Origin of the sequence: Jiella flava (genome assembly GCF_017349315.1) — a bacterium.
Taxonomy (GTDB): Bacteria; Pseudomonadota; Alphaproteobacteria; order Rhizobiales; family Rhizobiaceae; genus Jiella; species Jiella flava.
The window spans coordinates 64,913-85,942 of the sequence record NZ_JAFMPP010000019.1 but is presented as its reverse complement, the minus strand read 5'-3'; the positions used below and the strand labels follow the sequence as shown (position 1 = coordinate 85,942).

The 21,030-nt window shown below is 63.4% G+C and carries 22 protein-coding genes; 10 read left to right on the top strand and 12 right to left on the bottom strand.

Translation table 11 applies throughout. From position 1 onward, the window contains the following. Window positions 1-569: 569 nt before the first annotated feature. Complete coding sequence (locus J1C48_RS17220; RefSeq protein WP_207259239.1) at window positions 570-1,919, bottom strand: Nramp family divalent metal transporter; 1,350 nt, start codon at window positions 1,917-1,919, stop codon at window positions 570-572. Window positions 1,920-2,176: 257 nt separating this feature from the next. Here J1C48_RS17220 and J1C48_RS17215 point away from each other — a divergent pair, with 257 nt between their 5' ends. Continuing rightward, window positions 2,177-2,611 carry a Fur family transcriptional regulator gene (locus J1C48_RS17215; RefSeq protein WP_207259249.1) on the top strand — a complete coding sequence of 145 codons (435 nt, stop codon included), beginning with the start codon at window positions 2,177-2,179 and terminating at the stop codon, window positions 2,609-2,611. 381 nt (window positions 2,612-2,992) lie between these two features. Here the strand turns inward: J1C48_RS17215 and J1C48_RS17210 are convergent, their stop codons facing one another. After that, window positions 2,993-3,427, bottom strand: coding sequence for an OsmC family protein (locus J1C48_RS17210; protein ID WP_207259238.1), 435 nt, complete (start codon window positions 3,425-3,427; stop codon window positions 2,993-2,995). Window positions 3,428-3,727: 300 nt separating this feature from the next. Between J1C48_RS17210 and J1C48_RS17205 the strand changes: the two genes are divergently transcribed. Then, complete coding sequence (locus tag J1C48_RS17205) at window positions 3,728-4,681, top strand: tyrosine recombinase XerC (protein ID WP_207259237.1); 954 nt, start codon at window positions 3,728-3,730, stop codon at window positions 4,679-4,681. A 148-nt stretch (window positions 4,682-4,829) separates the two neighbouring features. After that, on the top strand, window positions 4,830-5,963 hold the full coding sequence (locus J1C48_RS17200) for a TraB/GumN family protein (protein ID WP_207259236.1): 1,134 nt from the start codon (window positions 4,830-4,832) through the stop codon (window positions 5,961-5,963). A gap of 51 nt (window positions 5,964-6,014) precedes the next feature. Here J1C48_RS17200 and coaE read toward each other — a convergent pair whose 3' ends face one another. The 4 genes from coaE to J1C48_RS17180 are packed head-to-tail and all read right to left on the bottom strand — an operon-like array spanning window position 6,015 to window position 8,603. After that, complete coding sequence (gene coaE / locus J1C48_RS17195; RefSeq protein ID WP_207259235.1) at window positions 6,015-6,602, bottom strand: dephospho-CoA kinase; 588 nt, start codon at window positions 6,600-6,602, stop codon at window positions 6,015-6,017. After that, window positions 6,599-7,030, bottom strand: coding sequence for a hypothetical protein (locus J1C48_RS17190; protein WP_207259234.1), 432 nt, complete (start codon window positions 7,028-7,030; stop codon window positions 6,599-6,601). The genes coaE and J1C48_RS17190 overlap by 4 nt, the downstream gene beginning before the upstream one ends. A gap of 3 nt (window positions 7,031-7,033) precedes the next feature. Then, window positions 7,034-8,011, bottom strand: coding sequence for a shikimate dehydrogenase (locus tag J1C48_RS17185; RefSeq protein WP_255679441.1), 978 nt, complete (start codon window positions 8,009-8,011; stop codon window positions 7,034-7,036). Next, entirely contained in the window at window positions 8,004-8,603 is a 600-nt protein-coding gene (locus J1C48_RS17180) for a Maf-like protein (RefSeq protein WP_207259233.1), read from the bottom strand. Before J1C48_RS17180 ends, J1C48_RS17185 begins: the two co-directional genes overlap by 8 nt. Before the next feature lie 537 nt (window positions 8,604-9,140). On the opposite strand from J1C48_RS17180, the gene hemE reads away from it, so the two are divergent. Further along, window positions 9,141-10,160 (top strand): uroporphyrinogen decarboxylase, encoded by a 1,020-nt coding sequence (hemE, locus tag J1C48_RS17175; RefSeq protein ID WP_207259232.1) that lies wholly within the window; start codon window positions 9,141-9,143, stop codon window positions 10,158-10,160. Between the two features lie 249 nt (window positions 10,161-10,409). After that, window positions 10,410-10,913, top strand: a complete 504-nt coding sequence (gene hemJ / locus J1C48_RS17170; RefSeq protein ID WP_207259231.1) for a protoporphyrinogen oxidase HemJ — start codon at window positions 10,410-10,412, stop codon at window positions 10,911-10,913. A 20-nt stretch (window positions 10,914-10,933) separates the two neighbouring features. On the opposite strand, the gene J1C48_RS17165 is transcribed toward hemJ, so the two are convergent. Both J1C48_RS17165 and J1C48_RS17160 read right to left on the bottom strand, forming a co-directional pair. Then, complete coding sequence (locus J1C48_RS17165) at window positions 10,934-11,377, bottom strand: DUF1761 domain-containing protein (RefSeq protein WP_207259230.1); 444 nt, start codon at window positions 11,375-11,377, stop codon at window positions 10,934-10,936. Between the two features lie 173 nt (window positions 11,378-11,550). Further along, window positions 11,551-12,255 (bottom strand): class I SAM-dependent methyltransferase, encoded by a 705-nt coding sequence (locus J1C48_RS17160; protein ID WP_207259229.1) that lies wholly within the window; start codon window positions 12,253-12,255, stop codon window positions 11,551-11,553. A 182-nt stretch (window positions 12,256-12,437) separates the two neighbouring features. Between J1C48_RS17160 and J1C48_RS17155 the strand changes: the two genes are divergently transcribed. After that, window positions 12,438-13,490, top strand: coding sequence for an enoyl-CoA hydratase/isomerase family protein (locus tag J1C48_RS17155; protein ID WP_207259228.1), 1,053 nt, complete (start codon window positions 12,438-12,440; stop codon window positions 13,488-13,490). A gap of 66 nt (window positions 13,491-13,556) precedes the next feature. After that, window positions 13,557-14,423, top strand: a complete 867-nt coding sequence (gene mmsB, locus J1C48_RS17150) for a 3-hydroxyisobutyrate dehydrogenase (protein ID WP_207259227.1) — start codon at window positions 13,557-13,559, stop codon at window positions 14,421-14,423. Between the two features lie 94 nt (window positions 14,424-14,517). Here the strand turns inward: mmsB and J1C48_RS17145 are convergent, their stop codons facing one another. Further along, entirely contained in the window at window positions 14,518-14,886 is a 369-nt protein-coding gene (locus J1C48_RS17145; RefSeq protein WP_207259226.1) for a flagellar export protein FliJ, read from the bottom strand. Between the two features lie 362 nt (window positions 14,887-15,248). Here J1C48_RS17145 and ctrA point away from each other — a divergent pair, with 362 nt between their 5' ends. Next, window positions 15,249-15,938 (top strand): response regulator transcription factor CtrA, encoded by a 690-nt coding sequence (gene ctrA, locus J1C48_RS17140; protein ID WP_207259225.1) that lies wholly within the window; start codon window positions 15,249-15,251, stop codon window positions 15,936-15,938. A 277-nt stretch (window positions 15,939-16,215) separates the two neighbouring features. On the opposite strand, the gene J1C48_RS17135 is transcribed toward ctrA, so the two are convergent. Further along, window positions 16,216-16,602: a response regulator gene (locus tag J1C48_RS17135; RefSeq protein WP_207259224.1), complete on the bottom strand. Its 387-nt coding sequence runs from the start codon at window positions 16,600-16,602 to the stop codon at window positions 16,216-16,218. Window positions 16,603-16,920: 318 nt separating this feature from the next. Beyond that, complete coding sequence (chpT, locus tag J1C48_RS17130; protein ID WP_207259223.1) at window positions 16,921-17,571, bottom strand: histidine phosphotransferase ChpT; 651 nt, start codon at window positions 17,569-17,571, stop codon at window positions 16,921-16,923. Between the two features lie 286 nt (window positions 17,572-17,857). Here chpT and J1C48_RS17125 point away from each other — a divergent pair, with 286 nt between their 5' ends. Together J1C48_RS17125 and J1C48_RS17120 are read left to right on the top strand one after the other, a co-directional pair. Continuing rightward, window positions 17,858-18,448: a DUF1134 domain-containing protein gene (locus tag J1C48_RS17125; protein ID WP_207259222.1), complete on the top strand. Its 591-nt coding sequence runs from the start codon at window positions 17,858-17,860 to the stop codon at window positions 18,446-18,448. A 309-nt stretch (window positions 18,449-18,757) separates the two neighbouring features. Then, complete coding sequence (locus J1C48_RS17120) at window positions 18,758-19,942, top strand: coiled-coil domain-containing protein (protein ID WP_207259221.1); 1,185 nt, start codon at window positions 18,758-18,760, stop codon at window positions 19,940-19,942. A 113-nt stretch (window positions 19,943-20,055) separates the two neighbouring features. On the opposite strand, the gene J1C48_RS17115 is transcribed toward J1C48_RS17120, so the two are convergent. Then, a complete protein-coding gene (locus tag J1C48_RS17115) occupies window positions 20,056-20,946 on the bottom strand; it encodes a TrmH family RNA methyltransferase (RefSeq protein ID WP_207259220.1) in 891 nt (296 codons plus the stop codon). Window positions 20,947-21,030 lie beyond the last annotated feature (84 nt).

The following is a 21,030-nucleotide window of genomic DNA, read 5'->3' as shown; positions in this document are numbered from 1 at the left end:
AACGACCAAGTCATCTCACAAACTCATGAAAAAACGGAAAGGATACCGATCTTCATGAGCCGCAAAAACCACGCCGCCCACATTTCTCTTTCTTGTCTCTTAATACCAACTATGTCAAAGAACACGATCAATACTTGATCGCCGGATGAAAAGCGTTCCCGCGTTACCATCCTGTCTCAGTCCCGACCGAAGTCTGAAGAACCTTGTTCGTGGCTTTTCGGCTACCGTTGGAGCGAACCGAAGGGCTCGCCGGCGGCGCCGTCGCCGTCGATGGGTGGCTTATAGGCCCTGTCCCTTCGCGAAGTCAACGCGTTTTTTGCAAAAAAAATCATCCCCCCGAAAATCCCTGAAAAACGCGCCAAAAGCCGATGTTCACGGCTCTTCACGGGTCATCTCACGGTCATGATGACGGGCCGATGGCGTAAATCTTACGCCGCAGAGATTCGCGCCAGCGGCAATTTTCCGGCGCCCATCCCGCTCGCCGCCCGCCTCTTCGGGCTCGCTGACCCGTCATTCCGACGGGTCTGGGCAGGAAATCGGCCCGCCGCGCGGCAAGTATTCGCCACGCCTCAAAATCCGCCGGAAACAAAGTCGAACACCAGCTTGGCATTGAGGACGATAATCATCACCGCGATCACGCCGCTGAGGAGGAGCAGCCAAAGCGGCGGCCGATGCGGCCCCATATGCCGCGATCGGGCGCTGAACATCACCAGCGGAACCACCGCAAAAGGCAGCTGCAGCGACAAAACCACCTGGCTGAGAACCAGGAGCTCCGCGGCGCCCTTCTCACCATAGGCGACGATGACCGCGGCCGCCGGCAGAATCGCCAGACCGCGGGTGATCAGCCGGCGCACCACCGGCGACATGCGCAGCCGCAAAAAGCCCTGCATGACGATCTGCCCGGCAAGCGTCGCCGTCACCGTCGAGGACAGACCCGAGGCCAAAAGCGCGACGGCGAAGAGAATCGGCGCCAACGCCGAGCCGAGTAGCGGCCGCAGCAGCGCATGGGCGTCACTGAGATCCTCCACTACGCCGTGACCCGCCTTGTAGAACGCCGCGGCGGCGAGAATCAGGATCGCAGCGTTGACCAGAAAGGCGAAGCTGAGAGCCGCGGTGGAATCGAGGGTCGCGTAGCGAATCGCCTGTTCCCGCCCCGCCTCGTCGAGCGGATAGGCGCGGGTGTGCACGACGCCGGTGTGGAGATAGAGATTGTGGGGCATCACCGTCGCCCCCAAAATGCCGAGCGCGAGATAGAGCATCTGGTTGTCGGTGACGATCTGCGGCGTCGGAATCAGCCCGCCGACAATCGCCGCAACCGACGGCTCGGCAAGAATGAGCTGGCCGAGGAAGCAGGCCGCGATGACGAGAATCATCGCCGCGACGAAGGCTTCCAGCCGGCGAAAGCCCTTGGTTTGCAGATAAAGAATCAGGAACACGTCGAGGGCGGTGACGACGACCCCCCAAACCAAGGGCAGACCGAACAAGAGCTGCAGGCCGATCGCCGTGCCGATCACTTCGGCCAGATCGGTGGCGACGATGGCAAGTTCGGCCAGCACCCAGAGCGGCACCGACACCCAACGCGGAAAATAATCGCGGCAGGCCTCGGCAAGATCGCGGCCGGTGGCGATGGCGAATCGTGCGCACAGGGCCTGAAGCACAATCGCCATCAGCGACGACAGCAGCACCGCCGCCAGCAGCGTGTAGCCGAATTGCGATCCGCCGGCGATCGACGTCGCCCAATTGCCGGGATCCATATAGCCGACAGCGACGAGGAAGCCCGGACCAAGAAAGGCAAGGAAGCGGCGAAACGGATTGCGCCCACCCACCGCAACCGAGCGGAAGGATTCGTCCAGCGAACCCTCTTGCCCCAGCACACCCGCGGCTCCCTTGACGTCGGCGCCCCAATCTCCGGCCCGCATGCTTCGTCCTCCTTGACCGCTTCAGACGATCGCAACGGCCAAGCGGCCCATTCTGCGACAATGACTCGTGGTTTGGTGAGCGCACTATGGCACGGGTTTTTGGAAATGCAAATTATTTGCAATAAAGCGATTGCAAGCCTGTCAAGGGCCGCGAGACCGGCCGCCGATCCGTGATCGCACCGTCAAACCCTTGCCTCACTGGCTGGAACCGGGCAGACCTCCATGACAATGCCCGGAAAGGAAGAGACGTGGCAGGCATGGCAAAGGGACGGCAAAACAGCGAGACCAGCGATTTCGAGGCGGTGTTGCGCGGCGCTGGCCTCAGAATTACCCGGCAGCGTCGCGTGATCCTGGCGATTTTGGCCGAGGGCGGCGACCATCCCGATGCGTTGGCGCTGTTTCGCCGGGCCGCGCGCCAGGATCCGACGATCTCGCTATCGACGGTCTACCGCACCATGAAGGTGCTGGAGGAAAAGGGCGCGATCCAACGCCACACCTTCGAAGGTGGACCGGCGCGCTTTGAACATGTCGACAGCCAGCATCACGACCACCTGATCGACCTCGACACCGGCGCTGTCATCGAATTTCGCTCCGATCGAATTGAACGGCTGCAGGAAGAGATCGCCAAGGAGCTTGGCTACGAGATCGTCTCCCACCGCCTGGAACTCTACGGCCGTCGCCGCAAGGACTGAGCAGCGCTGGTTCGAGCCGTGTGCGGCCTGACCAGGCACCGCTTTTTTCGCGCCCGGGTCGGCGCCCTCGCGCTTCGGCCTGACGGATCCCGTGTTCCACCGCCGTCACCAGACACGCTGCATGGGCGATCGCTACGGATGTCCTCAACCGCTGTTCTGGATCCCCGGCTCGGGGGCCGAGGATGACGACTCGGTGGAACGGTGCGCACCTCTCATCTGCCGTATCGGAAGCTGCGACCATTGGCCGTTCGTCGCACCCTTGGCGCATTGCAGGCCGAGCACACCGTCCGTCGCGGATGCAAAACCGCGCGACCCTGGGGGCCGCGCGGCGAAGGCTTCGCATGACAATGGGCCGGCGCGGAGCCGACCCGCATGCGGTGCTCAGACGAGCCTGGCGTCGAGGGTCACCTCAATGGCGCCGAGGGCTTTCGAGATCGGGCAACCCTCCTTGGCTTTCTTGGCGAGGTCGTCGAAGACCGCCGGATCGATCCCCGGCACCTTGGCTTCAAGGGTGATCGCGCTCGTCTTGATCGCGAAGCCACCGCCTTCCTGCTCAATATTGACCACCGATTTCGCCTTCAGCTGCTCGGCAGGGGTCCCGTTCTCGGCCAAAAAGTGCGACAGCTGCATAGCGAAGCAGCCGGCATGGGCGGCCGCTAGCAGCTCTTCCGGATTGGTCCCGGCCTTGCCGCTCTCATCCTCGAAGCGGGCCTTGAACGAATAGCCGTGATTGTCGAGGGCGCCCGACTGGGTGGTGATCGAACCGGCCCCGTCGCCGAGGGCGCCCTTCCAGATCGCAGTGGCATGACGTTTCATGACAAATCTCCGTCGTTTGATTGATTGGCATTGGCAAAGAAATTGGCGCGCCGGGCGAGAACGTAGCGCGACGCGGCTGCTGCACACAGATTAGTGCACGCATGAACTAAATCGATTTCTTGTCGATCACGTTCTCGACAAGACTCTTTTGACACACGCGTGGTTTCATCACGATGTCGCCGATCCTCAGGATCGTGACAGCACCGAGCGGTTGTGGATGCCAAAAGCGCGGCTATCGCCACGCAACGAGCCTCCCCCATCCCGGCGCGCGACGCAAGCACGGGCGGCAGGAGAGCGATGATGACCGCGGCGATTTTGGTGCATGCAAGCCGTGCGCTGCTCGATGAAAAGACCGCCTGGCTCGAGACCCTGGCCAGTGAGCGCAACGCCAGCGCGCATACGATCGCCGCCTACGAACGCGATCTGCGGCAATTTCTGACGTTCCTGACCGCGTATCACGCCCGCCCTGCGATGATCGCCGATCTGGCCGATCTGAAAACCGCCGATTTGCGCGCCTTCCTCGCCGAGCGACGGCGCGGCGGCGCTGGCGCGCGTTCGCTCGGCCGCAATCTGTCCGGCGTGCGCGCCTTTATCAAACATCTGGAGAAGAAGGGGCTGGCCTCGGCCGCTGGCGCCCGGGCGATGCGCGCGCCGAAAGCCGCCAAAGGGCTGCCCCGGCCGCTCGCGGTCGACGATGCGCTGGAGGTGGCCGAGGAGGCCGGCAGCTTTGCAGTCGAGCCCTGGATTGCGGCCCGCGACGTCGCGGTCCTGACGCTGCTTTACGGCTGCGGCCTGCGCATTTCCGAGGCGCTGTCGCTGGCCGGCGACGCGCTTGCCGATCCCACCCTGCGCGCGATGCCGATCACCGGCAAAGGCGGCAAGACGCGGATCGTGCCGCTGCTGCCGGCCGTGCTCGATGCCGTCGCCGACTATCGCCGGCTCTGCCCCTTTCCGCTTTCGGCGAGTGAGCCGCTGTTTCGCGGCGCCCGGGGCGGGCCGCTGCGGCCGCAGATCGTCCAGCGCAGCATGGCGCGGCTGCGCGGCGCGCTCGGCCTGCCGGATTCGGCGACGCCGCACGCCTTGCGCCATTCCTTCGCCACCCATCTCCTGGCCGCCGGGGGCGATCTGCGGACGATCCAGGATCTTCTCGGCCATGCCAGCCTCTCGACCACCCAGGCCTATACGGCGGTCGATTCGGATCGGCTAATGAGCGTCTATCGCTCGGCCCATCCGCGGGCCCGCCGCAAGGCCTGACGTCCTCGACGCGCCGCGAGACCGCAGATTGGCCGATCCAGACTGGCCTTTGCCGCCGGCGGCGCCATGTCATCAATGCTCGGCGCCCATCTCGCGCGGTGCCCGCCGTCTCGACCGCTCCGCAAACCTTGATCAAGGACATTCGCCCTTGTCGCTGAGATCGAAATTTCTCGCCCGCAGCGTTGTCGCTGCGACATTGATCGTCGCAAGCTTTCTCGCGGCTGTCAGCGCTCAGGCCGAAGCGGCAAACTGCGACGCCAAGAGCCTCATTCCGCAGCTGAAGACCGAGGGCAAACTCGACGGCGTCGAAGCCGAGGCAGCGAAGGTCAAGAATGGCGAGGGCCGATTTTACCGGATCGAAAAGGATGGGGTCGCGCCTTCCTATCTGCTCGGCACCATGCATCTCGGCGATCCGCGCCTGTTGCAGCTGCCCACCCCGATCGAGACCGCCTTCGATCAGAGCCGGCGCCTGGTGATCGAGACCACCGACGTTCTCGACCAAAAAAAGCTTGCCGGCGTGATCATGGCCGATCCGACGCTGACCATGCTGCCGAATGGCCAGACCCTCGACGACTATCTCGATCCGAAGGAAAAGGATCGGCTGAAATCGATGCTCAGCAAGAAGGGCGTGCCGCTGCAGGCGGTCGAGCGATTGCAGCCGTGGTTTCTCTCCAGCGGTTTCATGCTGCCGTCCTGCCAGCAGGTTCTGGTCAAGGGCATACCGATCGTGCTCGACACCACCCTGGCACTGCGGGCGAAAACCGCCGGCAAACAGGTCGAAGGGCTGGAAACCGGCGTCGAACAGCTGAAGACGATGGCGGCAATCCCGTTGAAGGAGCAGATGGACAGCTTCGTCGCCCTGCTCGCCATCGAAAACCGGATCGGGGACGTCTTCGAAACCATGATCGAACTCTATCTCGAAGAACATGTGTCGACGATGATACCGGCGATCGAGGCGGCGGTTCCCGATGGCGGCGTGATGGTCGGCGCCGGCGAGGGCTACAACAGCTTCGAGGAGAAGGTGATCCTCGAGCGCAATCGGCGCATGGCCGATCGGATGGTGCCGCTGCTCGACAAGGGCGGCACCTTCGTCGCGGTCGGAGCGCTGCATCTGACGGGCGACAAGGGCCTCGTCGCCCTGTTGCGTGGCAAGGGCTATCGCGTGACGCGGGTCACGGTGCCGGTTCCGGCAGCGGCGATCGAGCCGCCGACCGCCGCCGACGCCAGCAAGGAGGTCACGCCACCAACGGCGGCCACGCCCGAGAAAAGCGACGACCAATAACCGATTTTGAGCAGCAGCCCGCGCCGTGTCTTTGCACCGCGGCCGGACGCCTCAATGCCCAACGCCGAGCCGGTCCAAGATCGCGCCGACCTGACGCCGTGCGTCCTCGGTTCCCTTCGATGTGTCGACGACGAAGTCGGCCCGGGCACGTTTTTCCGCATCCGGGATCTGCTTGTCGAGAATCGCCGTGAATTTCTCGTCGCTCATGCCCGGCCGGGCGAGCACCCGCTCGCGCTGCATCTCGAACGGCGCTGAGACCACGACGACCTTGTCGCAACGGCTTTCGCCACCGGTTTCGAACAACAAGGGAATGTCGAGAACCGCGAGCGGCGCGCCAGCCATCTCTTGCGCGTCGACAAAACGCTGTTCGGATCCACGCACCAGGGGGTGAACGATCGCCTCCAACCGCCGCAGCGCCAGCGCATCGCCGAGCACCCGTTGCGCCAGACGTTCGCGATCGACGACACCGTTTGTCACGGTGCCGGGAAACACCGTATCGATCAGCGGCGCAGCGGCGCCGGCATAGAGTGTGTGCACCGCCGCGTCGGCTGAATGCACAGGAACGCCGGCTTCGGCGAACAACGCCGCGGTGGTCGATTTGCCCATGCCGATCGACCCGGTGAGACCCAGAACGATCACCCGATCGAGACCTCCTCCTCGTTGATCACCAGCGCGATCCGCCAGTCAGCGGTAAAATCGTCTCGCCGCAAGGCATAGCGACAGCGAAATTCCATCGCGATTTCTCCGGCCAGCCGCTCCTGCGTCCAGGACAAGCCGACAAAGGCGCCGTTGCCGTCCGAGGCCGCTTCGCCGATTGCAAAGCGAGATTGTACGATTTCCTCCGCTTCGAAAACATCGAACAGGGCTTCGACATTTTCCGCCAGTTCCTCGGCATCGGCAAACACCGTGCCTTTGCCGAGCTGCCAGATCGTCACCGGATAGGCGAAACAGGATAAAACCTTGTCGAGATCGAAATCGTCAAAGCCCTCGGCATAGGTGGAAAACAGCCGGACGATGGCGCGATGAAAGCCCGAGGGCTCGAACCCGGAGGAGGTTTCGCTCGACATGTCTCACAATCCGTTTTCGATATCGGCGATCAGCGCCTGGCGCAGCGCTTCGTCGACCTTGGGTCGCCGGCCGAACCAGCGCTCGAAGCCCGGCACCGCCTGATGCAGCAACATGCCGAGACCATCGGCAAAGCGCAGGCCACGCTCCTTGGCGGCCAAAAGCGTCGGGGTCATCAGCGGCGTGTAGACGATGTCGGTAACGAGCGCGCCATCCGGCAGTGCAGACAAATCCGGGAGCTTGGCGGCAAACCAGTCCGGCGTCTCGTCGTCCGGATCTCTCGCTGGGATCGGCGCGGTATTGACCAGAAGGTCGGTGCGGCCGAGAAGCGCCGCCCGCAGATCCTCACCATGGCCGGCGACACGCCCCGGAAACAAGGCCTCGAAGCGCGCGGCAAGATCATGCGCCCGGGCCTCGGTGCGATTGACGATTTCGACGCGTTGAACGCCGCGAGACAACAGCGCATGGATCACCGCCCGCGCGGCGCCGCCCGCTCCGATGACCAGTGCGGTCTCGGCCGTGGTCCAGCCGGCAAGACGGTCGTCAAGATTGGCCGCGAAGCCGTAAGCGTCGGTGTTGCCGCCGACGAGCGTGCCATCCTCGAACCACAGCGTGTTGATGGCCCCGATCGCTTCGGCGTCACCGTCGCGCCGGCCGACCGCCTCAAAGGCCGAGACCTTGTGGGGGATGGTGACATTGCCGCCGACAAAGCCTTTGTCGGCAAGGCTTGCGAAAAACCCGTCGATCTCCTCCGGTGGCACCCCGATCCGAACATAGGAGCCGGCGATGGCGAAGTCGCTCAGCCAGCGGCCGTGGATCATCGGCGAACGCGAATGCCAGACCGGCCAACCGGTGATGAAAGCCTTCGGACCCTCGCTTGCCGCAACACGGCGTTCGGGGTCGAAGATCGATCCGGCGCCGCGCGGCCGCTCGGCGCCGCTGACATAAGGCTCGGGCGTCCAGTCCATATCGTTTTCAACCATCAATCTCGCCCCTTGCTCGCAACTCCTTGAGCAGCGGCAGAATGGGCAGACCGATAATGGTGAAATAATCCCCCTCGATTGCTTCCATCAGCTGCACGCCTTCCCGTTCGATCTGGTAGGCGCCGACGCTGGTCAAGGCTCGGGCACCGACCTGTGCGAGATAGCGTCCGATGAACGCCGGATCGAGACCGCGCATAGTCATACGGGCGACCGCCATATGCCGCCAGGTGACGACACCTCTCTCAACCAAGACAACGGCGCTGTTCAGCGTATGGGTCTGCCCCGACAAGGCCAACAGCGTGCGCCGTGCCTCGTCCATGTTGGCGGGCTTGTGAAAAACGGTGTCGCCGAGCGCCAGGGTTTGGTCGGCGCCGATCACGATCTCGTCCGGATGGCTGTTCGAAACGTCGCTCGCCTTGGCCTCGGCCAGCACCGCCGCGACATCCTCGGGCGTCGCGCCGGTCTCGCGCAGCGGCGCTTCGATCGCCCGCTCGTCGAGTTCAGACGGCCGAACGGTGAAATCCACCCCGGCATTTTTCAAAAGTTCGCGGCGATGGACGCTGCCGGAGGCGAGGACGATGCCCTTGGGCATGGGTCGTTCCCTTTTTAACAAAATCTTCAAGCTTTCGGCATGTGATAGCGCCATGGCCCCGAAGACCCAAGGGGGCCGGATTCGATTCGTGCTGCCAAGGCAAGCGCTGGCTTGAAGGATTCCCGAAATTCTCGCCAGCCTGTGGGTGAGAGTTGCGCAACTGGGGTCGACGACAGGTCGTCCCCGCCGCTCTGTTCATCAATCCGTCATCCATCCACAGGCGCACGTCGTTCGCCCGCTGTGATCGGCGCAAAGCGAATCTGTGGCTAAGCCTCGTCAAGGGTTAACGGCGAGTAAACCCGTTCTTCGCCGGTGGCGTACGCTGTGTTTTGTCGGCAAGCCATTCACCAAGCTTGGAGAATCTGGTTCATCCCCGAATTTCCCAAGCTGAGCGGCACGTCCCAATTTTGCCTCTTAGTCGAGATTGCGGATCGACTCCCAAAATTGGCGCAGGGTGTGAATCCCGGCTATCCACCGAGTCTAAGAATCATCAATCTCTTCAAATTGGATTCTTGAATGATTGGGAGAACGCCGGCCATGGCACAGCGCAAGCTCATCCGAGTGCTCGAGGGAGAACCGGTCTTCCCCCCTCCCGTCTGGTTGATGCGCCAAGCTGGGCGCTATTTGCCCGAATACCGGGATCTGCGAGCCAAAGCCGGCAGCTTCCTCGATCTGTGCTACGATCCGGACTTCGCCACCGAGGTTACCCTCCAGCCGATCCGCCGTTTCGGCTTCGATGCGGCGATTCTGTTTTCCGACATCCTGGTCATTCCCGACGCGCTCGATCGTGGCCTGCATTTCGTCACCGGCGAAGGCCCGAAGCTGACGCCGATCCGCGAAGACGAGATCGCCGGCCTCGATCCCTCCAAGGCCGAAACCCATCTCGCCCCGGTGATCGCCACCATCGCGAGATTGCGCCAGGAACTGCCGGCCGAGACAACCTTGATCGGCTTTTGCGGCGCGCCCTGGACCGTCGCGACCTACATGATCGCGGGTCATGGTACCCCCGATCAGGGGCCCGCCCGCCTGTTCGGCTATCGCCATCCCGAATCGATGGAAAAGCTGCTCTACCTGCTCGCCGAAATGAGCGCCGATTATCTGATCCGCCAGCTGACGGCCGGCGCGGACTGCGTGCAGATCTTCGATTCCTGGGCCGGCGTTCTCGATGCGGAGAGTTTCGAGGCTTATGCGATCGGACCGGTGCGGCGGATGGTCGAGAAGGTCCGGGCCGCGGTTCCGGACGCCAAGATTATCGGCTTTGCCAAGGGCGCCGGGGCGTTTTTGACCGAGTACCGCGCCAAGACCGGCGTCGACGCCGTCGGGCTCGATTGGCAGATGCCGATGGATTTCGCCCAGGCGCTGCAACGAGGCGGCGCGGTTCAGGGCAATCTCGATCCGCTGCGGCTGATCGCCGGCGGCCGGGCACTCGACGATGGTGTCGATCGGATCCTCGATCATCTCGGCCAGGGCCCGCTGATATTCAACCTCGGCCACGGTATTACCCCCGACGCGCCGATGGCCCATGTCGAGGCCTTGTTGAAGCGGGTTCGCGGTTGAAAAAGCACTGAAAGGCCGATGAACAAGGGGGCGGCCCGCGACGCCAGGGCTTGCTGCCAACACCTTTCCCACAGGCCGTCTGTATAATCCGGTCCTGCCGTTCTCTCGGCCGATCGCGAATTGACTCGTCGGCCTGCTCGGAGTCAGGAACGAAGCCGTCCGGCTGATCCGAGTCGGATGGTGATGTGAGATCGAGGCGCCGATGCTGGCCGGTTCGATCTTTGGCGTTGGGGATGGCCGTAAGCTGCGATGAAGAACGCGATGATCGCCTTTGCCGTGACCATCGTTATCGCGGCGCTGATGTTTCTGCTGGTTCCAGAATCGGGTTATCTCTGGGTCAAAGCGCTGCATGTCTTTTCTGTCATCGCTTGGATGGCGGGGATGCTCTATCTGCCCAGGCTGTTCGTCTATCACGCCGACGCGGCGGTCGGTTCTCTCCAGTCCGAGACGTTCAAGGTGATGGAACGCCGACTTTTGCGCGGCATCATCAATCCGTCGATGATCGGCACCTGGGTCGCGGGCGTCTGGCTTGCCTGGTTCGGCGGGTGGCTGCAAAGCGGCGACCTCTGGATCTGGGTGAAGGTCGTCCTCGTCCTGGCCATGTCGGGCATCCACGGTATGCTGACAGCGGCGACGCGGCGCTTTGCCGAGGATCGCAACGAACGACCCGCGCGCTATTGGCGGATTGTGAACGAGATCCCGGCGGTGCTGTTGATCGGCATCATCATCATGGTGGTGGTGAAGCCGTTCTGACGGGTTTTCGTACCGAACCGTCAGATGAGTGCCAGTACTGCGCTCTGGGCCAGAATGACCATCAACCAGTGGCCGGCGTCGATCACTGTCAGCTCCCAGCGATGACCTTCGAAGCGCTGATTGACGACGATGGTGGTGGCGACAAAGCCGGTCCAAACTGCCAGCCCATGGGCCATCGCATCCCCGAGTTCATCGGAGGCATCATGGTCGAGAAGCAGGGCGAAAACCGTCGCCATTACCAATTCGGCGGCAAAGACGATGAGGATATGGTCCGGCCGGGTCTGTGGGGAATCCTCGCCGCGCTCGGCCGCCCGCTGCCAGGCGTGCGCAAACGCCGTGTACCAGATCGTCCCGACAATCATCGAAGCGACGGTCGCCAGGACGATGGCGAAATAATCGATCGCCGCCAACGACATCGATCCGATCCCCGCAATTCCCCCACCGGCGACCTTGCGGTGTGACATGCGGTCCCGTCAACTTATCGATCGGTTTGAGTGTTATCGCGCCTGGCCAAAAGACGGATGCCCAGTCCTGAAATGCATGATCCTTTGGCTTAAAGGCTGTGAATGTGCGGGGCGTCATTCCCGCCCAGAGCACGTCGCTCCATCGGGCCGACAACGAGGTCCGATCCCCCTTGTCATTCGCCGCCGTGCCATCGCCAGACAACGACGCGCTTGATCTCCTGGTCCTCCAAGGCCCGGCTGACCGGAACGCGGTATTCGGCAAGCGCGGTCAGGTGTTGGCGCGGCAGATAAGCCCGGCCTGGATCGCCGACGAGAACGGTAACGCCGCGCTTCGCCAGTCTGTCGAACCAGGGCACCAGCCGGGCGGCCATGGCGCGGTCGTAGAAGACGTCGCCGGCAAGCAGAACCTCGGCGTCGACAGATTCGCCGGTCAGATCGGCTCGGGTAAAGGTGACGGAGGCCGCTGAGTTTGGCAGGTTGAGAGCGAGGTTCATATCGAGCGCGGTTCCGGCGAAGGGATCGATGTCGGCGGCAAGAACCGAGCACGCGCCGGCCATGGCGGCGGCGATCGCGACCAGACCCGAGCCGCTGGCGAAATCGATCACGGTGCGTCCGGCAACAAGGTTCGCCTCGTCGAGAAGCAGCCGCGCCAGCCCCTGACCGCCGGCCCAGGCAAAGGCCCAGAACGGCGGCGGCACGCCGAGTTCGGCCAATTCTTCCTCGGTCTTCAGCCAGATGTCATGGGCTTCGCTGGCGAGCCGCAACCGAATCTCCGGGACATGCGGCGCCGTCGTGATCGCGGTGTTTTCTTCGATGAAGCGGCGGGCGCGGTGCGGCTCGAGCGGCGGCCGGATCGGGGCATCGGATGACGTGCTCATGAGGGCGGAGCCTTGCTGGCAGCGCCGCGCATTTGCGGCGAATCGGTGTTTGGCGCTCGCTTGGAACGACCGGCTGCGCCGTCCTATCGTCGCCAGCAACGGATGGACAAGCAATCTGGCGACGACATGTTTCGCAGATCCGTGCAAGCCAGGGCGACGACGGAAAAGAGGATCGGGGTCAGATGGGTGAGATTGGGGGCAAAGTGGTGGGTGTGGAGCTTCGCCGCGTCGGCCGGGCCGGACGCATCACGCTGAACAAACCGAAAGCCCTCAATGCGCTCGATCGTGATATGGCGCTGGCGATCGAAGGGGCCCTCACCGGCTGGATGGACGACGAGACGGTCGACGTCATCGTCATCGATGCGGCGGGTGACAAAGCGTTTTGCGCCGGCGGCGATATTGCCGCGCTTTATCATGAGGGCAAGGCCGGCCGATTTGATCCGGCGCGCCGGTTCTTTGCCGACGAATACCGGCTCAACCGGATGATCGCCCGCTACCCCAAGCCCTATGTCGCCTTCATCGACGGGATCGTCATGGGCGGCGGCGTCGGCCTCTCGGCCCATGGCGATTTGGCGATCGTCACCGAACGCTCGATGGTGGCGATGCCCGAATGCGCCATCGGTCTCATTCCCGATGTCGGCGGAACCTTGGTGTTGGCGCAGGCTCCGGGCCGGCTCGGCGAATTTCTCGGCCTCACCGGTTTTCGCATGACGGCGGCCGACGCGATCTTTGCCGGCTTTGCCGATCGCTACATGCCGGTCGCCAAGATCGAAGGGGCGATCGCGCGGCTGGAAAAGACCGGCGATCCGGCTGTGCTGGAGGATCTGTTCGAGGCGCCGCCGGCCGGCGAGCTGTCGGGTCTTCAGGCGGACGTCGACCGCTTCTTTGCCGCTGACGACGCGGCTGCGATCCTGGCGGCGCTCGAAGCGGATGACAGCCCGTTCGCCGCGCGGACCGCCGGGGTGATTCGGCGCGGCTCGCCGCTGTCCGTCGCCGTCACCCTCGACCTGATCCGGGCGGCGCGGGCCGACCCGGTGATCGAGACCAGCCTTGCTCGCGAATATCGCTACACCTATCGCAGTCAGTCAGACGGCGACTTTCTCGAAGGCACACGGGCGGCGGTGATCGACAAGGACAAGACGCCGCACTGGCCGATCGCCCGCATCGAGGATTTGCCGCCGCAGCGCGTCGCGGCGATGCTCGCGCCGCTTGGCGAGGACGACTTGACCTTTTGACCGGCGATGTCCCTGGCAACAAGCGAGATCGACACGATAAAACGGGAGAAAACGGGAGGAGATGCGATGAAGATCGGATTCATCGGGCTTGGCCATATGGGCGCGCCGATGGCGAAGAATCTTGCGGCGGCCGGCCATGGCGTCAAAGGTTTCGACACGGTCAAGGTCACCGTCGAGGGCGTCGAGACGGTCGCGACAATGGCGGATGCGGTCGCCGGCATGGAGGCGATCGTCACCATGTTGCCGAATGGCGACATCGTGCGCCGGGTGCATGAGACCCTGATCGATGTGGCGGAGCCGGGACGTCTCGTCATCGACTGCTCGACGATCGACGTCGAAAGCGCCCGCGCGGTGCATGCGCTGGCAGAGGGCAACGGGCTTTTGTCCCTCGACGCGCCGGTCTCCGGCGGCACCGGCGGCGCTGAGGCCGGCACGCTCACTTTCATGGTCGGGGGGTCAGACGCAGCCTTTGCCAAGGGCCGGCCCCTGTTCGAGATCATGGGTCAGAAGGCGGTGCATTGCGGCGAGGCGGGCGCCGGTCAGGCGGCGAAGATCTGCAACAACATGATCCTCGGCATTTCGATGATCGGGGTGTGCGAGGCCTTTCACCTTGCCGATCGGCTGGGCCTCGACCGCCAAGCGATGTTCGATGTCGCCTCCACCTCGTCCGGCTCCTGCTGGTCGCTCAATACCTATTGTCCAGCGCCCGGCATTGGCCCGGAAAGCCCGGCCGATCGGGGCTACAAGCCGGGCTTTGCCGCCGAACTCATGCTCAAGGATCTTCAGCTGTCGCAAGAGGCCGCCGAGGCCAATGGGGCGGTCACAAAAATCGGCCGGCAGGCGAGCGACATTTATGCCCGCTTCGTCGAGGCCGGCGGCCGCGGCCAGGATTTTTCCGCGATCTTGGAGGCGCTGTCCGGCTCCAAGGGCTGATGCGCCTTCAGCTGCTTGAGCCTCAAGGCTGAAGGCGCGGCCTTGCGGTTGCGACGGAAAGGCGCGGCGCAACGGCAAGAGCTGCGCCGCAGTCTTAAGCGATGGCCGAGCGGCGTGGCTCATGGTCGTCGCGATGGCCGTCGCGCTGTTCCATCTTCTCGGCGTTTTCCAGTTCGGCCTGGGCCTCTTCGAGCGACAGCCGCGCGGCATTGATCTGTACTTTCAGATCCTTGGCCGAGTTTTGCAGATTGTCGCGCCGCAGCCGCGCCGCCTTGGCAAAGGTCGAATAGGCGAAGTGATTGATGTCGGTGATGCCCGACTTCTTCTCTTCGTTCAGGATCTGCGCATCAAGCTCGCCAGCCATCCGGGAGAATTCTTCCAGCATGAGTTCGAGCTGTTCGACCTGCCGGCGCTTTTCCAGAACCTTAAAGCGTGTCAGCCGCACCATGTTGTCGCGTTTCATACACCAACCCTCAACTCACGGCTTTGACGGTCAAAGCACGTTGGAATCCCGCGTTTTGACGGCTTCGGGCAAGGCTCACCCCGTAAGGCTCTTAACCGTCTGTTTACGCGCACGGTTAATCATAGAGTCGAGGGTTTAAGGCCGGGTAAACCGATCTTCGCATCGTTTCTGCATTGGGAAACAAAGGCGTTTGTCGGAAGCCGGTCGGATCCGAAATTCAGACTGCGGCCTCGTCGCAGCCTGGGTCCATGAAGGACCATGAGGATTTGTTAACCATTCGGTGCCAGTTTGGGCCAAACAATGACAATAAACGCTCAGCCGAATATCCGGGGTTCGGCTCAGCTGGCTGAGAGGACTTTTTGATGCGCGTTCTTTTGATCGAAGACGACAGCGCGGTCGCACAAAGCATCGAGCTGATGCTGAAGTCTGAGAGCTTCAACGTCTACACCACCGATCTCGGCGAAGAGGGCGTCGATCTCGGGAAGCTCTACGACTACGATCTGATCCTTCTCGACCTCAATCTTCCCGACATGTCGGGTTACGAGGTGCTGCGCACGCTCCGTTTGTCGAAGGTGAAGACGCCGATTCTCATTCTGTCCGGCATGGCCGGAATCGAGGACAAGGTTCGCGGTCTCGGCTTCGGCGCCGACGATTACATGACCAAGCCATTCCATAAGGATGAGCTGGTCGCCCGCATCCACGCCATCGTGCGCCGCTCCAAGGGCCACGCCCAGTCGGTGATCCACACCGGCGATCTGACGGTCAATCTCGACGCCAAGACGGTCGAGGTGAACGGCCAGCGCGTGCATCTGACCGGCAAGGAATATGCGATGCTCGAGCTCTTGTCGCTGCGCAAGGGCACGACGCTGACCAAGGAGATGTTCCTCAATCATCTCTATGGCGGCATGGACGAGCCGGAGCTCAAGATCATCGACGTCTTCATCTGCAAGCTGCGCAAGAAGCTGGCGACGGCGGCCGACGGCAAGAACTATATCGAGACTGTTTGGGGCCGTGGCTACGTGCTGCGCGAGCCGGAAGAAGCCGCGGCCTGACGGCCGGCCTGTCGTCTTAGATCAGTCCTCGCAACAAACATTGTTCTCGGCCGCCTTTGGGCGGCCGTTTGCGTTTTGACCGGCGATGATGAGACGGCGGCGATTGATCGACCAGGCAGGTGTCCGACCATGACTCGATGGTATGGTATGGGATTGGTTTGGCTCGCCCAAAGCGGTCCGGCAGACGGCCGATAACGCTGGTTCGCCGGCAATTCGGGCTTGGCCGAATCATCGAACGACGCGGACCTTGATCGGTTCGGATTGACGTTTGCCCGGCTCAGGCGACCGCCGGTTCCTCGGCGTCGATCAGATAGGCGCCGAGCCCCTCTTCCAGAGATTGGCGGGTGAACGGCTTATAGATGTAGTTTTCGACGCCGGCGCGACGCAGCCGGGTCATCAGCCCGAGATTGGCTTCGACGATCATCGCCACGAGACGAGTCGATCCGGCGGTACGTTGGCGCAGGATCTTGATCTCGTCGACGATCGCCTTGTCCTGGAGATTGGCGGCGACGATCAGGATGTCGGGCGCGCCGTGGCTGTCGATCCAGCTGCCGGCCTCGGCCATGGTCGCAAGCGTGTCGACGTCGAGCCCCTCCCGGCGCAGAAGGCGGAACGCGATCTTTCGAATCACTGGGGCCTCGTCAACGATCAGACAGGTTTTCATGACTTAGCTTCCTTACCCCCGTCCTCTCTCCGGTCATCACGGGAGCATCCGGAACTCGCCCACTTACCGTTGCCCCAGGTCCTCGCATCGATCAAGAAGAGCAGAGCGAGGATCTAAATCTCATGGCCCGATCCGACTTGCGCCGCAACCTTCCTGATCAGAGTAACGTTGCCGCTTTGAACGACGGTTGAAGAAAATGACTAACGCTAGGTAAATTTGAAGGGCGGTACTTGTCAGCATAGCGTTAGCGACCCTGGCATGAATTTGGCGCTGGAGCAATTCTGCCAAGTCGATGGTCGCCATTTTTTGGCCGTCGGCTCAGCTGTCTGTGGCGTTCGTCTTCGGCGCGATGGCGAAGATCACTTGGCCGTCGGTCTTCTCATATGTAACGGCGAGATCCGATTCTTCGGCAAGGAAGAGCGTGTAATACGGCTGGATCGCCTGGGCATCCATTGCCTCGTCGCTATTGGTGCCGTCGAGCATCTGGAGGAGGCGCGGCTGCAGGCGGATGCGCTCGCCGGTGGCGGTGATCGACGCGCGGAACGGATCGATGGCCGTGATCTGAACCTTGATCTCGCCGCCGCGGCTGATCGAGGCGCTGGCCATGACGATCAGATTGAGCACGATCTTGGCGAAGTTCTTCGGCACGAAACCTGGCTCGCCCTCCCACACCAGCGACGGCTTTTCGTGGTCCATGTAGCCGGTGGCGACGGTTTTGGCGTCGTTGAGGTCGATCGTTGCCGTCTGCGAGCCCGCCGCGCCGAAGGCAATCCGGGCAAATTGCAGCTTGGCGACCGCCGATTTCAGCGATGAGCGCACCAGATCCATCGATTCCTTGTCGCCCGGCATGTCGTCAAGCAGTTCCAGGCCGCTCTGAATGCCGAAGACCGGGGAGATGATGTCGTGGCACAGACGACTCGACAGGAGCGCCGCAAGATCCGCCGCTGAGAGGGATGGCAAGCTGGTCATTGTCTGTCGCACCGTCTGATTGTTCTGCCGAATTGGAGTGTGATCCGCCATTTGAAGGGGGTTGACGCGAATCACGGTTCGCACCCTTGCCCGACCATGATTCCAAGCTGGCGGGACGTCAACCAAGGGCGGACGGGCCAAGGCCAAGGATGCCAAGGCGTTGCGACGAAAAACCTTGAAAGAGCCGCAATTTGTTAGGCTTTCGGAAACCACGTTGGTCTCAAATTGCTGGCTGACGAGGGGTGTCTCTCCTCATTCTGGCCGATCCTCACGAAAGGAATCGATCATGCGCTCGATCGTCGGGACATTTCGAACCTTCACGGCTGCCGCTGTTCTGAGCCTTGCGGCGCTGTTTGCCTTCTCCGCTTCCGCCTCGGCGCAAGAACCAGGGCAGGAAGGCTATACGATGGAAGAGGTGATCAGCACCGGCCATCAGTTCTTCGGCTCGACGTCCGGCGGGTTGGCCCAGCTGATCGAGCGGGCCTTCAGAAGCTATGGTCTGCCGAATGGCTATATTCTCGGCCAGGAAGCCGCGGGCGCCTTCTTCGGCGGTCTGCGCTTCGGCGAGGGCACGCTGTTCACCAAGAATGCCGGTCAACGCAAGATCTTCTGGCAGGGCCCCTCCCTCGGCTTCGACATCGGCGGTGACGGCGCCCGCACCATGATGCTGGTCTATAACCTGCCGTCGGTGAACGCGATCTACGGTCGCTTCGGCGGCATTTCCGGCAGTGCCTATCTGGTCGGTGGCCTCGGCATGACCGTGCTCGCCCGGGATCACGTCCTGCTGGTGCCGGTGAAGACCGGCGTCGGCGCCCGGCTCGGCATCAATCTGAGCTATCTGAAGCTCACGCCGATGCCGACCTGGAATCCCTTCTGAGCGAAACCGTCTGGCCCGCTCAGCTGACACCAGTGGTGCGGGCCGCCCCGTCGCGCGTCTCGCCGAGTGGCGATGATATTGAGAACGCCGGGTCCGATCGCGGATCCGGCGTTCTGTCATGATGCTCGAGACTGCCGCAGCGGCATCAATGGCCGCGCGTCAGGATGTTCGGTCGGCCTTTGGCCGATTTCCGGCGTGACGCGTTCACCATAGGGCATTGCAAGAATGGCACTTTATCATCTTCGCGCGCGCCACTTTCAGTGAAATGCTCTATATGTCGTCTCGAAGGACGTTTGACTTGGAAGCCCGATGATCGCCACCGCCTTGACCTTTGCGTTCGGCTTTCTGGCAGCCATGCTGATTGCTTTGGTGATCGCCCCCCTGTTCTGGTCGCGTTCGCGTCGTCTCGCCCTGAAGGAATATCGAGCCGCGATCCCGGCTTCGGCCCGCGAGCTGCGCGCCAGCCTCGATCACGTGCGCGCTGCCGCTGCGCTGTCAGCCCGACGCCGGGAAGTCGCCGCCGAGGCCCAGATGGAAAAGGCCGCCCTGGCGCGGGCCGAAGCCGGGCGGCTCGCCGGCGAAAACGCCGATCTCCAGGTGCGCAACGTCAGGCTCGCCGATGCTCTGGCGCGGGCCGAGGCGCAACTGGCCGACGCCAGCGAGCGGCTCGCTCGACACGACAGCGAGATCGACGAGATCGAACGCGAGATGCGGGGCCTTGGTCATGACCTGGACTTGCGGAGCGAGGAACTTGGCGCCCTCGCCCAGCGCTTCCGTGAACTCGGCGAGATCGCCGAGGAGCGCAAACAGATGATCGTCGAGCGCGAGGCCCGGATCGAGACCTTGTCCGACGCGTTGCGCCAGGTTGAGCGCGACCGCCACGCCATCGCCCAAGTGCTGGAGCGTCTGCGCGGTGAGGTCGGCGCCTTCGAGGCCAGCCTCAGCAAGGAAAAGACCAGCGTGAAGCGGCTGGAGGAGAAGGCGCTGCAGTTGACCAGCCAGCTGTTCGAACGTGACGACGAGATCGCGCGGTTGCTCGCCAGGGGCGGCGAAAGCGGTGTACAGGACGAGCGCACGCTGCAGATCCGCCCGGCGATGCGCACGGTTTTTGGGCGCGAGAGCCGGAGCGGGACCGGTCCCGACGGCGGCGAGGCGGGCGAATCGGATGAGACGGTGCCTGGCCACCCTGCCACCGCCCAGAATCGCTCGGCGGCGGCGCCATCGCTCGCCGCCGCCCTCGGCCTGTCGGAAAAGCCGGACTTTGCCGAAGACCTCAGTGACGAGGAGCTGCGTCAGACCGTCGGCAATCTCGCCGCTCAGGTGATCGCGCTGACCGCTGAGCGCGATGGTCCGGGCTCGCCGCTCAGCGCCATTTTGAGTGCCGAGACCACGGCCGATGGCCCGCCAAAAGCCGATCAGGCCACGCCGTCGCTTGCCGATCGGGTGCGGATGTTGCGCGAGGAGTTCGCCAGCCGCGACCACGCCGCCGAGTGAGCGACAGCGCGCGCCCCGCCAATGCGCCAATGGGCAGGCTGAGGCAGGCCGCCGCGCTGCGAGAGCACCGGCCCCAACATCGGAATCGATTTTCGGCAATCGTGTGCGTCGACTCAATGAGATCGCGTGTCCTGAGTTCGCCCTATCGGATGCACGGCGCGCTCACGCTGCGAAAAGAGCCAGGACAGAACGATTGCCGCGCTGGTCGCAACATTGAGGCTGTCGATGCCGGGCGCCATCGCGATCCGCACCATCTCGGCCCGCGCCAGCAAGGCAGGCGGCAGGCCGGGGCCTTCGCTGCCGAGGATCAGCGCCGGCACGCCGCGGAAAGACAGCGCGGTCAATTCCACTGCACCGCGCGGCGACAGCGCGATCGGTTGATGGCCTGAGCGTTCCAGCGCAGCAACGATCGCCTCGCCGCTGCCGCCATGATGCCAGGGCAGGGTCAGCGCCGAGCCGACACCGACCCTCAGCGCCTTGCGATAGAGCGGATGGCAGGAGGTCGCGTCGAGCACGATGCCGGCCGCGCCGAAGGCCGTGGCATTGCGGAAGATCGCTCCGACATTGTCGTGATTGGCAAGGCCGACGGCGACCAGCAGCGGCCGTCTCGTCTTGCCGGCCGCGGTGACGAAGGCATCGAGCCCGGCGTCGCTCGGCGCGAGCTGAGGGGTGGCCTCGACCGCATGGGCGAGCACGCCGCGATGAATCGCAAAGCCGGCGATGTGATCCATCACCGTCCGTTCGGCGACGAAGATCGGGACGGCGCCGTCGACCTTGGCGAGGCGCTCGGCGATCCCCTCCACCCGATTCTTCAGGATGAACAGGGCGGTCGCGCGGAACCGCGGTGAGACGAGGAGATGGTCGAGCACCACCGTTCCCTCGGCGATGAAGCCGCCGGCGCGGATCCGGTCGCGCTCGCGGATGTCGCGAAAATCGGCGATCCGGGGATCGGCCGGATCGGTGATCTCGATCAGCCGGGCGGCGAGGGCGGGTGCAAGACTCATGGTGCGGGTTTAGGCCATCGCCAGCCGCCGGCAAAACCAAATTCCGCACGACGCGCTTGCCCATCGGGGGTCCAAATCGGCCGG

What these genes read in the sequence shown, in the direction of transcription:
- J1C48_RS17220 (WP_207259239.1), bottom strand. Translation starts at nt 1,919, where the DNA reads ATGCGGGCCGGAGATTGGGGCGCCGACGTCAAGGGAGCCGCGGGTGTG.
- J1C48_RS17215 (WP_207259249.1), top strand. Translation starts at nt 2,177, where the DNA reads ATGGCAAAGGGACGGCAAAACAGCGAGACCAGCGATTTCGAGGCGGTG.
- J1C48_RS17210 (WP_207259238.1), bottom strand. Translation starts at nt 3,427, where the DNA reads ATGAAACGTCATGCCACTGCGATCTGGAAGGGCGCCCTCGGCGACGGG.
- J1C48_RS17205 (WP_207259237.1), top strand. Translation starts at nt 3,728, where the DNA reads ATGACCGCGGCGATTTTGGTGCATGCAAGCCGTGCGCTGCTCGATGAA.
- J1C48_RS17190 (WP_207259234.1), bottom strand. Translation starts at nt 7,030, where the DNA reads ATGTCGAGCGAAACCTCCTCCGGGTTCGAGCCCTCGGGCTTTCATCGC.
- J1C48_RS17185 (WP_255679441.1), bottom strand. Translation starts at nt 8,011, where the DNA reads ATGGTTGAAAACGATATGGACTGGACGCCCGAGCCTTATGTCAGCGGC.
- J1C48_RS17180 (WP_207259233.1), bottom strand. Translation starts at nt 8,603, where the DNA reads ATGCCCAAGGGCATCGTCCTCGCCTCCGGCAGCGTCCATCGCCGCGAA.
- hemE (WP_207259232.1), top strand. Translation starts at nt 9,141, where the DNA reads ATGGCACAGCGCAAGCTCATCCGAGTGCTCGAGGGAGAACCGGTCTTC.
- hemJ (WP_207259231.1), top strand. Translation starts at nt 10,410, where the DNA reads ATGAAGAACGCGATGATCGCCTTTGCCGTGACCATCGTTATCGCGGCG.
- J1C48_RS17165 (WP_207259230.1), bottom strand. Translation starts at nt 11,377, where the DNA reads ATGTCACACCGCAAGGTCGCCGGTGGGGGAATTGCGGGGATCGGATCG.
- J1C48_RS17160 (WP_207259229.1), bottom strand. Translation starts at nt 12,255, where the DNA reads ATGAGCACGTCATCCGATGCCCCGATCCGGCCGCCGCTCGAGCCGCAC.
- J1C48_RS17155 (WP_207259228.1), top strand. Translation starts at nt 12,438, where the DNA reads ATGGGTGAGATTGGGGGCAAAGTGGTGGGTGTGGAGCTTCGCCGCGTC.
- mmsB (WP_207259227.1), top strand. Translation starts at nt 13,557, where the DNA reads ATGAAGATCGGATTCATCGGGCTTGGCCATATGGGCGCGCCGATGGCG.
- J1C48_RS17145 (WP_207259226.1), bottom strand. Translation starts at nt 14,886, where the DNA reads ATGAAACGCGACAACATGGTGCGGCTGACACGCTTTAAGGTTCTGGAA.
- ctrA (WP_207259225.1), top strand. Translation starts at nt 15,249, where the DNA reads ATGCGCGTTCTTTTGATCGAAGACGACAGCGCGGTCGCACAAAGCATC.
- J1C48_RS17135 (WP_207259224.1), bottom strand. Translation starts at nt 16,602, where the DNA reads ATGAAAACCTGTCTGATCGTTGACGAGGCCCCAGTGATTCGAAAGATC.
- chpT (WP_207259223.1), bottom strand. Translation starts at nt 17,571, where the DNA reads ATGACCAGCTTGCCATCCCTCTCAGCGGCGGATCTTGCGGCGCTCCTG.
- J1C48_RS17125 (WP_207259222.1), top strand. Translation starts at nt 17,858, where the DNA reads ATGCGCTCGATCGTCGGGACATTTCGAACCTTCACGGCTGCCGCTGTT.
- J1C48_RS17120 (WP_207259221.1), top strand. Translation starts at nt 18,758, where the DNA reads ATGATCGCCACCGCCTTGACCTTTGCGTTCGGCTTTCTGGCAGCCATG.
- J1C48_RS17115 (WP_207259220.1), bottom strand. Translation starts at nt 20,946, where the DNA reads ATGAGTCTTGCACCCGCCCTCGCCGCCCGGCTGATCGAGATCACCGAT.